The 11,550-nt window shown below is 59.6% G+C and carries 11 protein-coding genes; 10 read left to right on the top strand and 1 reads right to left on the bottom strand.

What is annotated here, in order from left to right; genetic code table 11:
* Nucleotides 1-1,866 (top strand): phenylalanine--tRNA ligase subunit beta (gene pheT, locus L598_RS20685; RefSeq protein ID WP_144866110.1); only part of this gene is annotated, 1,866 nt, incomplete at its 5' end.
* Nucleotides 1,867-1,919: 53 nt separating this feature from the next.
* On the opposite strand, the gene L598_RS20680 is transcribed toward pheT, so the two are convergent.
* Nucleotides 1,920-2,915 carry an aldo/keto reductase gene (locus L598_RS20680; RefSeq protein ID WP_144865789.1) on the bottom strand — a complete coding sequence of 332 codons (996 nt, stop codon included), beginning with the start codon at nucleotides 2,913-2,915 and terminating at the stop codon, nucleotides 1,920-1,922.
* 315 nt (nucleotides 2,916-3,230) lie between these two features.
* Here L598_RS20680 and dnaK point away from each other — a divergent pair, with 315 nt between their 5' ends.
* The 9 genes from dnaK to L598_RS20635 all read left to right on the top strand — a co-directional run.
* Entirely contained in the window at nucleotides 3,231-5,153 is a 1,923-nt protein-coding gene (gene dnaK / locus L598_RS20675; protein ID WP_144865787.1) for a molecular chaperone DnaK, read from the top strand.
* A gap of 170 nt (nucleotides 5,154-5,323) precedes the next feature.
* A complete protein-coding gene (gene dnaJ, locus L598_RS20670; protein ID WP_144865786.1) occupies nucleotides 5,324-6,454 on the top strand; it encodes a molecular chaperone DnaJ in 1,131 nt (376 codons plus the stop codon).
* Nucleotides 6,455-6,553: 99 nt separating this feature from the next.
* Nucleotides 6,554-7,162, top strand: a complete 609-nt coding sequence (pmtA, locus tag L598_RS20665; protein WP_144865784.1) for a phospholipid N-methyltransferase PmtA — start codon at nucleotides 6,554-6,556, stop codon at nucleotides 7,160-7,162.
* 115 nt (nucleotides 7,163-7,277) lie between these two features.
* Nucleotides 7,278-7,868 carry an NAD(P)H-dependent oxidoreductase gene (locus tag L598_RS20660; protein WP_144865782.1) on the top strand — a complete coding sequence of 197 codons (591 nt, stop codon included), beginning with the start codon at nucleotides 7,278-7,280 and terminating at the stop codon, nucleotides 7,866-7,868.
* Between the two features lie 2 nt (nucleotides 7,869-7,870).
* The gene (gene pyrF, locus L598_RS20655) at nucleotides 7,871-8,584 is read left to right on the top strand and encodes an orotidine-5'-phosphate decarboxylase (RefSeq protein ID WP_144865780.1); all 714 of its coding nucleotides are present in this window, start codon (nucleotides 7,871-7,873) and stop codon (nucleotides 8,582-8,584) included.
* Between the two features lie 3 nt (nucleotides 8,585-8,587).
* Entirely contained in the window at nucleotides 8,588-8,881 is a 294-nt protein-coding gene (locus tag L598_RS20650; RefSeq protein WP_144865778.1) for a DUF1330 domain-containing protein, read from the top strand.
* A 207-nt stretch (nucleotides 8,882-9,088) separates the two neighbouring features.
* The gene (locus tag L598_RS20645) at nucleotides 9,089-10,366 is read left to right on the top strand and encodes a polyhydroxyalkanoate depolymerase (RefSeq protein ID WP_144865776.1); all 1,278 of its coding nucleotides are present in this window, start codon (nucleotides 9,089-9,091) and stop codon (nucleotides 10,364-10,366) included.
* 149 nt (nucleotides 10,367-10,515) lie between these two features.
* Nucleotides 10,516-11,130, top strand: coding sequence for a transglutaminase-like cysteine peptidase (locus tag L598_RS20640; protein ID WP_144865774.1), 615 nt, complete (start codon nucleotides 10,516-10,518; stop codon nucleotides 11,128-11,130).
* 279 nt (nucleotides 11,131-11,409) lie between these two features.
* On the top strand, nucleotides 11,410-11,550 hold a 141-nt coding region (locus tag L598_RS20635; RefSeq protein WP_186445132.1), incomplete at its 3' end, for a helix-turn-helix domain-containing protein.

Below are 11,550 nucleotides of genomic sequence, written 5' to 3'. Positions count from 1 at the left end.
CTCGGCAGGCTGACCGAAGGTGCGGTTATGCCGGTGGCGGGTGACGGCAAGATGCCGGTAAAGGTCACGCTCGATTTCGGCGATACCCCGTCGCTCTGCCGGGGTTTCGCCTTGCGCCAGGTGCGCGGGGTGAAGAATGGCCCTTCACCGAAATGGCTTCAGCAACGCCTGATCGCCATCGGCCTCAGGCCCATCAATGCCTTGGTCGACATCACCAACTACATCACTTTCGACCGCGGGCGGCCGCTGCACGTATTCGACGCCGCCAAGGTCAAAGGCGATCTCGTTGTGCGTCGTGCGAGGCAGGGAGAAAAGATCCTGGCCCTCGACGGCCGCGAATATGAGCTGACGCCGGAAATGTGCGTCATTGCCGATGACAATGGCGTGGAATCGATCGCCGGTATCATGGGTGGCGAGCATTCGGGCTGTGACGAAACGACGACCGATGTGCTGATTGAATCAGCGCTTTGGGAGCCGCTTAATATCGCCCGCACCGGCCGCGAACTGGGCATCATCACCGATGCGCGCTATCGGTTTGAGCGCGGTGTCGATCCCGAGTTCATGATCGCCGGCATGGAACTGGCAACGCATATGATTGTCCAGCTTTGCGGCGGCACGCCGACCGAGGGTGAAGTGGTCGGCCATAGGCCCGAACCGGCCAAGGTCATCGCCTTCCCGTTATCGGAAGTAAGGCGTCTGACCGGTATCGAGGTGCCGCGCGACGAGAGCCTCACGATTCTCAAGAGACTCGGCTTCAGCGTGAGCGGCGAAGGAGAGACTGTCGAGGTGAGCGTTCCCTCGTGGCGGCCGGATGTCGAAGGCAAGGCGGATCTCGTCGAGGAGGTCATGCGCATCCATGGCGTTGACAGGATCGCGGCGGCGCCGATGGTCAGCCACGACGCGGTCAATGGGCGGATTCTCACCACGCTGCAGATTCGAACCCGTGCGGCCAAGCGTGCGCTCGCGGTGCGCGGCATGATGGAAGCGGTTACCTGGTCGTTCATCCCGCAAAGACATGCGGCGCTCTTTGGCGGCGGCACGCCGGCGCTGAGGCTTGCCAATCCGATCGCGGCCGATATGTCGGATATGCGGCCGTCGCTGTTGCCGGGTCTCGTTGCCGCCGCGCAACGCAATGCCGATCGCGGTTTTTCCGATGTCGCGCTCTTCGAAGTTTCGGCGACCTATGATGGCGACAGGCCCGAGGATCAACGACGCGTTGCCGCCGGCATACGCAGGGGCACGGCGAAGATGGAAGGCCAGGGACGCCATTGGGCGGGCAATGCCGAACCGGTCGGAGTCTTCGATGCCAAGGCTGACGCTCTTGCTGTGCTCGAAGCCTGCGGCGCTCCGGTTGACAAGCTGCAAATCGAGGCCGGTGGGCCGGACTGGTACCACCCCGGCCGTTCGGGCACGATCAAGCTCGGCCCGAAGATTGTCCTGGGCACCTTCGGCGAGTTTCATCCAAAGACGCTCGAGGCTCTGGATGCATCCGGGCCGCTCTGTGGCTTCGAAATCTTCATCGATGTGATCCCCGAGCCGAAGGCGAAGCCGACGCGCACCAAGCCGCGCCTCGATGTTTCGCCCTTCCAGGCGGTGAAGCGCGATTTCGCCTTCGTCGTCGAGAAGGATGTGGAAGCCGGTGTTCTGACCCGCGCCGCGGCCGCGGCCGACAAGAGGCTGATCACGGGTGTGCGCGTCTTCGACGTATTCGAAGGTGAGGCGATCGGCCAGGGCAAGAAGTCGATCGCGATCGAGGTTGCGATCCAGCCTCTCGAGAAGACGCTGACGGACGAGGATTTCGAAGCTTTGGCCGCGCGGATCATCGAGAATGTCGGCAAGCAGACCGGCGGGGTACTGCGGGGATAGAGCCCGGTTCTTCCGGCAGCCGATGAGAGAGGTCAAGCTGGCCTGACCTCTCCTTACCTCCCTGCAGCCTGCATCATAGCCTTGGAATAACGGGCGCCGGCGATGTGCTCCGGCGACACGATCGCGCCGATCTCGGCCAGTTCGTCTGCGCTCAGCCGGATCGACGCGGCGGCTACGTTCTGCTCGAGATTGGTGATCTTGCGCGAGCCGGGGATCGGCACGATCGTGTCGCCCTGGTGCAACACCCAGGCCAGCGCGAGCTGGGCCGCCGTGACGCCCTTATCGCTTGCGAAAGCCTTCAATCGCTCTACGGCGGCGAGGTTGCGTTTGAGGTTCTCTTCCTCGAAGCGCGGCAAGGTGCGGCGGAAGTCCTTCTCGCCAAGTTGGTTCACAGAGGTGATCGCGCCGGTGAGGAACCCGCGGCCGAGCGGGCTGAACGGCACGAAACCGATGCCGAGTTCCCTGCAGGTCGCCAGGACTTCGGCCTCGGGGTCGCGCGTCCACAGCGAATATTCGCTCTGCACGGCAGCGATCGGATGGACGGCATGCGCCCGCCGGATCGTGGCCGCGCTCGCTTCCGACAGGCCAAGCGCCCGCACCTTGCCGGCTTCCACCAGTTCGGCCATTGCGCCGACCGTATCCTCGATCGGCACCGCAGGGTCGACGCGGTGCTGATAGAACAGGTCGATAACCTCGATGCCGAGCCGCCGCAGCGAGGCATCGGCAACCGCGCGGACATGCTCCGGCCGGCTGTTCTCGCCCGGTCGCCACACGGGACCGTCCGGCGTCTCCTCGATGTTGAAGCCGAACTTCGTCGCGATCGTCACCCTGTCGCGGAATGGCCTCAGACCCTTGCCGACAAGCACTTCGTTTGTGTGTGGTCCGTAGACCTCCGCAGTATCGAAGAATGTCACGCCAAGCTCGACTGCGCGATGCAGCGTCGCGATGGCCTCTTTCTCATCCTGCCCGCCATAGGCATGGCTCATACCCATGCAGCCAAGGCCGATCGCCGAAACCGTGAGGTCGCTACCGAGTTTGCGCTGTTCCATCGGAAGCCCTTTCCGTCTGATGTTCCCGCAACTTGGCACGGCGTGCCGATTCGGGTAAAGCCCGGCACGCTGACAGGGAGATCGCCATGTTCCATCGGGAACGGGTTTGAGTGCCACGGGTAAATGCCGAAGCCGGTCATTTCCCGGGAGAATCGCCTAAAGCTTCGGCTTGCGCAGAAAAAGTCCGGTTCTTATATACGCTGCGACGTCGCATCCTGCGTCTTAAATGACGTATTGCGACATTTTCGTGTGAACAGGGGCTGTTGCGTGGAACGCCGGCATGGGTCCTGACAGTCTGCTTAGCGGAGAGAGTAAATGGCAAAAGTAATAGGCATCGACCTCGGAACGACAAATTCCTGCGTTGCCGTCATGGACGGCAAGGACGCGAAGGTTATCGAGAATTCTGAAGGCGCCCGGACGACACCGTCGATCGTCGCATTCACCGATAGTGACGAGCGTCTCGTCGGCCAGCCGGCCAAGCGCCAGGCGGTGACGAACCCGGAAGGGACCGTCTTCGCGGTGAAGCGCCTGATCGGTCGCCGCTACGATGATCCGACTGTCGAGAAGGACAAGAAGCTCGTTCCCTACAAGATCGTGAAGGCCGACAACGGTGATGCCTGGGTCGAAGCCCAGGGCAAGAAGTTCTCGCCTTCGCAGATCTCGGCCATGGTCCTCCAGAAGATGAAGGAGACCGCCGAATCCTATCTTGGCGAAAAGGTCGAGAAAGCCGTCATTACTGTTCCCGCCTATTTTAACGATGCCCAGCGCCAGGCGACCAAGGATGCCGGCAAGATCGCCGGGCTCGAGGTTCTGCGCATCATCAACGAGCCGACCGCTGCGGCGCTTGCCTATGGCCTCGACAAGAAGGAAGGCAAGACGATCGCCGTTTACGACCTCGGCGGCGGCACTTTCGACATTTCGGTCCTTGAGATCGGCGACGGCGTTTTCGAGGTGAAATCGACCAATGGCGACACTTTCCTCGGCGGCGAGGACTTCGATATGCGCCTGGTCAATTATCTGGCCGACGAGTTCAAGAAGGAACAGGGCATTGACCTGACGAACGACAAGCTCGCCCTTCAGCGGCTCAAGGAAGCAGCGGAGAAGGCCAAGATCGAGCTTTCTTCCTCGTCGCAGACCGAGATCAACCTGCCCTTCATCACGGCTGACCAGACCGGGCCGAAGCACCTGACGATGAAGCTGACGCGGGCGAAATTCGAATCGCTGGTCGATGATCTGATCAGTCGCACCATAGAGCCCTGCAAGGCGGCATTGAAGGATGCCGGGCTGAAGGCCGGCGAGATCGATGAGGTGGTCCTGGTCGGCGGCATGACCCGCATGCCGAAGGTGCAGGAAACTGTGAAGAATTTCTTCGGCAAGGATCCGCACAAGGGCGTCAATCCGGATGAAGTCGTGGCAATGGGCGCCGCCATTCAGGCGGGTGTCCTCCAGGGCGACGTCAAGGATGTTCTGCTGCTCGACGTGACCCCGCTCTCCCTCGGCATCGAGACGCTGGGCGGCGTGTTCACGCGGCTTATCGAGCGCAACACGACGATCCCCACGAAGAAGAGCCAAGTCTTCTCGACGGCCGAGGACAGCCAGTCCGCGGTCACGATCCGCGTCTTCCAGGGCGAGCGTGAAATGGCGGCAGACAACAAGCTGCTTGGCCAGTTCGATCTCGTGGGCATCCCGCCCGCGCCGCGCGGCGTGCCGCAGATCGAGGTCACCTTCGACATCGACGCGAATGGCATCGTCAATGTCTCGGCAAAGGACAAGGGCACCGGCAAGGAGCAGCAGATTCGCATCCAGGCTTCCGGCGGCCTGACCGATGAAGAGATAGAGAAGATGGTCAAGGATGCCGAGTCCAACGCTGAAGCTGATAAGAAGCGGCGCGAGGTTGTCGAAGCCAAGAACCAGGCCGAGGCCCTCATCCATTCTTCCGAGAAGTCGCTCAAGGAGTTTGGCGAGAAGATCTCCGCCGATGATCGCAAGGCAATCGAGGATGCGGTCTCGGCTCTACGCACTGCGGTTGAAGGCGATGATGTGGAAGGCATCAAGGCCAAGACGACCGCCCTTGCCGAAGCTTCGATGAAGCTCGGTCAGGCAATGTACGAGGCCAGCCAGGCCGAAGGCGCAACCTCGGAGGCCGGCTCTGATGAGACCGCGAAGTCTGGCGAGGACGTCGTTGACGCCGATTTCGAAGAAATCGATGAAGACGACGACAAGAAGAAATCAGCCTGATGGTCCGAAATTTGCGGAGCCCGGCAGAGATGCCGGGCTTTTACCATGTGAATTTGGCTTGAAAGTCAGAAAAACCCGGGCGGTCCGCTATTACCTATGGCATAGGCTCACGACGCTAACCAAATTGAATGCCGACCATCGCAAAGGCGATTGAGGGCTTACGAGACGAAATGAAGGCCGATTTCTACGAAACGCTTGGAGTGTCGAGGGGCTGCGACGAGAAGACGTTGAAGGCGGCCTTTCGTAAGCTTGCCATGCAATATCATCCCGATCGCAATCCGGGAGATGAGGCTGCCGAGCACAAGTTCAAGGAAATCAACGAAGCCTACGAAACGCTGCGCGATCCGCAGAAGCGGGCCGCTTATGACCGTTTTGGCCATGCCGCCTTTGAGAACGGCGGAATGGGCGGACGCGGCGGCGCTGGTTTTCCCGGAGGCTTCGCCGACATTTTTGAGGACATCTTCGGCGACATCATGGGCGGCGGTGGCCGGCAGCGCCGCAGCGGTGGCCGTGAACGTGGCGCCGACCTGCGCTACAATATGGAAATCTCGCTTGAGGAGGCCTATACGGGCAAGACAGCCCAGATTCGCGTCCCGACGTCGATCGCTTGCGACGAATGTTCCGGCTCGGGCGCCAAGCCCGGCACCTCGCCGGTCACTTGTGTTATGTGTCAAGGCACTGGACGGGTGCGGGCGACACAAGGCTTCTTTTCAATCGAGCGCACCTGCCCGCAGTGTCAGGGGCGTGGCCAGACGATCAAGGATCCGTGCCCGAAATGCTCCGGTCAGGGCCGCGTGACGGAAGAACGTGCGCTGTCGGTCAATATCCCCGCCGGCATCGAGGACGGCACGCGCATCCGTTTGGCCGGCGAGGGCGAGGCCGGCTTCCGTGGCGGCCCTCCCGGTGATCTTTATATCTTCCTCTCGGTCAAGCCGCATGAGTTCTTTCAGCGAGACGGTGCCGATCTCTACTGCAAGGTGCCGATCTCGATGACGACGGCGGCGCTCGGCGGTTCCTTCGAGGTGACCGTGCTCGATGGCACCCAAATACGGGTCAAGGTCCCCGAAGGTACGCAGAACGGCCGGCAATTCCGGATGAAAGGCAAGGGTATGCCGGTGCTGCGCCAGGCGCAACTTGGTGATCTATATATTCAGGTCGCGGTAGAGACTCCGCAGAATTTGACGAGACGCCAACGCGAACTGCTGGAGGAATTCGAGCAGATTTCTTCCAAGGAGAACAGTCCGCAATCGAGCGGTTTCTTTGCGCGCATGAAGGATTTCTTCGAATCTTTCAGTGAATAGCAAAGCTGAGATCAGAGCATCCGGCTGTCTTGTCTTGAACGGGCGTGGGGTGGATAGTGGCTGCGTTGCGGCCCCGCGCCGCGAGGAGAGGAGAGAGGGATGACCATTGCTTCAGGCTTTCGCAAGGCGATAGCCGACAAGTTCGATGAGGAATTGCGCTTCTTCCGCGGTTGGATCGACAAACCGAAGGCTGTAGGGGCAATTATCCCGACCAGTTCTATAACCGCCCGGCGAATGGCTTCGGTCGTCGACCCTGATTCCGGTGGGCTTGTGCTGGAGCTTGGCCCTGGAACCGGCGTCATCACCAAGGCGATCCTTGACCGCGGTGTAAGACCGAAAAATCTGATCTCGATCGAATATTCGCGCGAATTCGTCGACCGGCTCAAGGCTGACTTTCCGGGTGTCAATTTCATCCACGGCAGTGCATTCGATCTGGGGGAACTGCTGGCGCCGTGGGAAGGCCGAAGTTTCGACAGCGTGATCTCTGCGATCCCGATGCTGAATTTTCCTGTTGCCGACCGGATTTCGCTGACCGAGCGGCTGCTGGATCTGCTGCCGCTGGGCCGGCCGATAATGCAGATAACATATGGGGCGGTCTCGCCCATTCCGTCTGGCCGGGGGAGCTACTCGATCGAGCGGTTCGATTTCGTGATGCGCAACATCCCGCCCGCGCATCTGTGGATTTATCGTCGTGTGGGCAATGCCTGATACTTTTATCTGAGGCTATCTGAGGCGCTATATTTCTGCCGGACATCTGCGGAAGGTTGCTTCAGGCGAATTCAGGCTTACAACATGGCCGACTGACCATGGACGGAGCCACGGGATGAACCCCAGAATTCTGGTATTCGCCGGTTCGTTGAGGACAGGCGCCTATAGCATCAGGACAGCTGACGCGGCGACCAAAGAGCTGGCCGAGCAAGGTGCTGAAGTGACGCGCATTTCGCTTGGCGACTATCCTCTGCCACTCGTGAACCAGGATCTCGAGAAGGAAAGGGGGATTCCGGAAAACGCCATGAAACTTGGCCGGCTGATTGCCGCCCATGACGGTTTTTTGATCGCCAGCCCGGAATACAATGCTTCGATACCGCCCTTGGTGAAGAATACGATCGACTGGGTAAGTCGCATACGCAACGATGGCGGGCGCACGTTCAATCCATATCGAGGGAAGGTGGCCGCACTCTGTTCGTCTTCCGAAGGCAATCTCGGCGGAATACGTTGCCTCTATCATCTTCGTGCGGTTCTAATGAATTGTCAGGTGGAAATCATTACGCCCCAATGCTCTGTTTCGCGGGCGCACGGAGCCTTTGACGAAAATGGCGACCTCAAGGAGGAAAGGCTGCGCAAAACGATGCAAAATGTCTGCAGCACGCTGATCGAGAGGGCGCGCATGCTTTCTGTACGAATGGACGGCTGAGCATGGGAAGCTATGCGCGCGACCAGCTCATCGTTGGCCTGGACGTTCCGACGCTGACCGAAGCCGAAAACGTCGTCTCGGCGCTTGGGGACACGATATCCTTCTACAAGATCGGCTATCAACTCGTCTTCGCGGGTGGTCTGGATTTCGCACGAGAACTTTCCGCCGCCGGTAAGAAGGTCTTCCTCGACATGAAGCTGCTGGATATCGATAATACAGTGGCCAAGGGCGTCGAGAATATAGCTCGCATGGGTGTGTCCATGCTGACGCTGCATGCCTATCCGAAGGCGATGAGAGCGGCGGTAGAAGCAGCGGAAGGCTCGAATCTGTGCCTGCTCGGCGTCACCGTCCTTACCTCAATGGACGAGCAGGATATGAAGGATGCCGGCTACGAACATGATCCGCATACATTGGTGATGCGCCGCGCCAGGCAGGCGGCGCAGGCCGGCATGGGTGGCGTCGTCTGCTCTGCCGCCGAGGCCTCTTCGGTTCGGGATATTGTTGGACCGGAGATGGCAGTAGTCACACCGGGCATCAGACCCGCTGGCACCGCTCGTGGAGACCAGAAACGCGTCGTGACGCCGGCGGATGCTATTCTCGCCGGCGCCAGTCATCTCGTCGTGGCCCGTCCGATCGTCGGTGCCGATGACAAACGAGGGGCGGCGCAAGCCATTCTTGATGAGATGCAGCAAGCGAAGATGCAAAGCGGAGGATGACGGATGGCCAAAGGTTACTGGATCGCCCATGTCGATGTGCGGGATCCTGAGCGATATAAAGACTATGTGGCCACGGCCAAGCCAGCCTTCGAAAAATTCGGCGCCAGATTTCTCGCCCGTGGCGGGGCTTTCGAGGGCCTTGAGGGCAAGTCGAGGGCGAGGAACGTCATCATCGAATTTCCGTCGCTCCAGGCCGCCTTGGATTGCTACAATTCGCCGGAATATCAGGCTGCCAAGGCAATCCGCACTACCGTCGCCGAAGCTGAACTGATCCTTGTTGAGGGTGCCGAAGCCTGACCACTCCCTTTGCTTTGGCGACAGGTTTGGTATTGAACGGGTTACTCGCCGGGCCACGCAATCCTTTGGTATTGGCTCCGATGTTTGACACTGCATGCCATGGGGCTTGCGCAGCCGCTATGTTGCAATGCAACAAAAGCCTGCTAGTTTCGTTATCGGAAAGAGCATCAGAGGCTCCGGCAATTGCCGGCGAGGTTTTGAATACGAATGTATTATCAGCTTTATGAGTTCAATCATGCCGCTCTCCAGCCTTTTCGGGCCTATGCCGATGCGGTGAGACTGTTCTATTCTAATCCGCTCAATCCTCTATCCGAGACCGTTTTCGGGCGGACACTGGCGGCGAGCGCTGAGCTTTTCGAGCGCACGACGCGTCGGTATGGCAAGCCGCAATTCGGGTTGGACAAGACCAGCGTCGATTTTCAGAGGGTGGCGGTCAGCGAGAAAGTCGTTTGGTCGCGGCCTTTCTGCAATCTCATCCATTTCAAGCGCGATCTGCCAGCCGGACGCAAGCCTGATCCGAAGCTTTTGATCGTCGCGCCGATGTCGGGACACTACGCCACCCTGCTGCGCGGGACGGTCGAGGCCATGCTTCCCCACGCCGAGGTCCATATAACGGACTGGGCGGATGCACGCATGGTCCCGCTTTCGGAAGGCCGTTTTGATCTGGACGACTACATCGACTACGTGATCGAGATGCTGCATGCGCTTGGCCCGGGAACCCATGTGATGGCTGTTTGCCAACCCTCGGTGCCTGTATTGGCCGCCACGGCCATTATGGAAATGCGCGGCGATCCGCACGCCCCGGCCACGATGACCTTAATGGGTGGCCCGATCGACACCAGGCGCAATCCCACCGCGGTCAACATGCTTGCGGAGGAGAAAGGCACGGATTGGTTCCGCGAGAATGTGATCATGCAGGTGCCGTGGCCAAATCCCGGCTTCATGCGTGAGGTCTATCCGGGTTTCCTCCAATTGTCGGGCTTCATGAGCATGAATCTCGATCGGCATCTCATCGCCCACAAGGACTTCTTCATGCATCTCGTCAAGGATGACGGAGATTCGGCCGAGAAGCATCGGGATTTCTATGACGAGTATCTGGCTGTCATGGATCTGACGGCGGAATTCTATCTGCAGACGGTGGACACCGTTTTCGTCCATCACGCCCTTCCAAAGGGCGAGATGACGCATCGTGGCACGCCTGTCGATCCGGCCGCTATCCGCAATACGGCCTTGCTGACTATTGAAGGCGAAAATGACGACATTTCAGGCGTTGGACAGACTCAGGCTGCTCATGATCTTTGCGTGAATATCCCGCAGGAAAGACGGAGCCACTATCTCCAGCCGGCGGTCGGCCATTACGGCGTCTTCAACGGTTCACGTTTCCGCGCCGAGATCGTGCCGCGGATCATGGATTTCATCACCAGTCATGGACGTCAGAACCGTTCAGCAAGGCCCAGGGTCGTAAAGGGCGGACGCTCCTCATGATATTTTGGCAACACCATCAGCCAAACGTGATGACGATGGGCCAGTATCGGCCATATTGATTTATTTTTCTGGATCCGCCTGATTGACAGGCATCCCCCGATATCTGTTAACGTATTGTTAACGACAAGATACAATTGGGGAGCAGCAACATGGCTGCATGGCGGGGGGTCTTCCGCGAAACAGCAATACTCGGCCTTCTTTCCGGTCTTTGGCTGACTACGCCGACATCGGCATCACCCTTCATGGTGACTGGCAGCGTCACTTCCCAGCCGATAGGCCATTACGATCTTTGCAAGAAAATTCCGGCTGAATGCCTGGTTCGGAGCCGCAACCAGAGGCCGGAGAAGATGTCGCCGGCGCTCCTGAAGGCCATCACCAGTGTCAATCTCGAGGTCAACAAGGCTATCAAACCCGTAAACGACATTGACATTTTCGGCCGCGACGAGGTCTGGGCCTATCCGGACAATGGCGTCGGCGATTGCGAGGACTATGTTCTGGAGAAGCGTCGACGACTGATGAAGGCCGGTCTTTCGGTGGCCAACCTTCTCATCACCGTTGTGCGGAAGCCCGATGGCGAGGGACATGCCGTTCTGACCGTGCGGACGGACAAGGGCGACTATATTCTGGACAATCTGACCGACCGCGTCGCGCTTTGGAGCGATACCAATTATCGCTTCCTTAAGCGGCAGGCGAGTTTCGACAGCGGACGCTGGGTGACCTTGCGCGAAGACAACAATCTGCTGGTCGGTGCCGTCAGAAACTGACGGAATCTGGCCCGGTGCGTCGCGGTTTGCGGTGGAACCGAAGCCGGGGCGTCGTAGGGCCTGTCAGCAGCATCTTGCTGGCGGGATCATCGGGAGATATCGCAGTTTGCGGCCCGACTACCTGGATTGATCCCGACCGGCGAGCCTGTCCGGCACGATCCAAGCACGATCTCTTCAGGGTTATTCTAGAGCGTTTCAGCGCTTGACAGAATCGGGAGGGATTCCGGTTTGGTTGATTTTGTGATTCAAGATGCTTGCTGGGAAGGAGGCCGGCATCTTTTGACAGCACCTCTATCCAATGATCTTCGTGAGCGCGTGGTCGGTGCGATCGAGGCCGGCGAGAGCTGCCGGTCGGCTGCGAGCCGCTTTGGCGTTGCCGTTTCCTCGGCGGTGAAGTGGCACCAGCGCTACCGGGCGACC

Origin of the sequence: Mesorhizobium sp. J18 (genome assembly GCF_007829525.1) — a bacterium.
GTDB lineage: Bacteria > Pseudomonadota > Alphaproteobacteria > Rhizobiales > Rhizobiaceae > VLJP01.
This window is presented reverse-complemented; position numbering and strand designations above follow the sequence as displayed.

Excerpts from the sequence above, each read along its gene's own strand:
- dnaJ (WP_144865786.1), top strand. The coding sequence starts at position 5,324 with ATGAAGGCCGATTTCTACGAAACGCTTGGAGTGTCGAGGGGCTGCGAC.
- L598_RS20640 (WP_144865774.1), top strand. The coding sequence starts at position 10,516 with ATGGCTGCATGGCGGGGGGTCTTCCGCGAAACAGCAATACTCGGCCTT.
- L598_RS20650 (WP_144865778.1), top strand. The coding sequence starts at position 8,588 with ATGGCCAAAGGTTACTGGATCGCCCATGTCGATGTGCGGGATCCTGAG.
- dnaK (WP_144865787.1), top strand. The coding sequence starts at position 3,231 with ATGGCAAAAGTAATAGGCATCGACCTCGGAACGACAAATTCCTGCGTT.
- L598_RS20680 (WP_144865789.1), bottom strand. The coding sequence starts at position 2,915 with ATGGAACAGCGCAAACTCGGTAGCGACCTCACGGTTTCGGCGATCGGC.
- L598_RS20645 (WP_144865776.1), top strand. The coding sequence starts at position 9,089 with ATGTATTATCAGCTTTATGAGTTCAATCATGCCGCTCTCCAGCCTTTT.
- L598_RS20660 (WP_144865782.1), top strand. The coding sequence starts at position 7,278 with ATGAACCCCAGAATTCTGGTATTCGCCGGTTCGTTGAGGACAGGCGCC.
- pyrF (WP_144865780.1), top strand. The coding sequence starts at position 7,871 with ATGGGAAGCTATGCGCGCGACCAGCTCATCGTTGGCCTGGACGTTCCG.
- pmtA (WP_144865784.1), top strand. The coding sequence starts at position 6,554 with ATGACCATTGCTTCAGGCTTTCGCAAGGCGATAGCCGACAAGTTCGAT.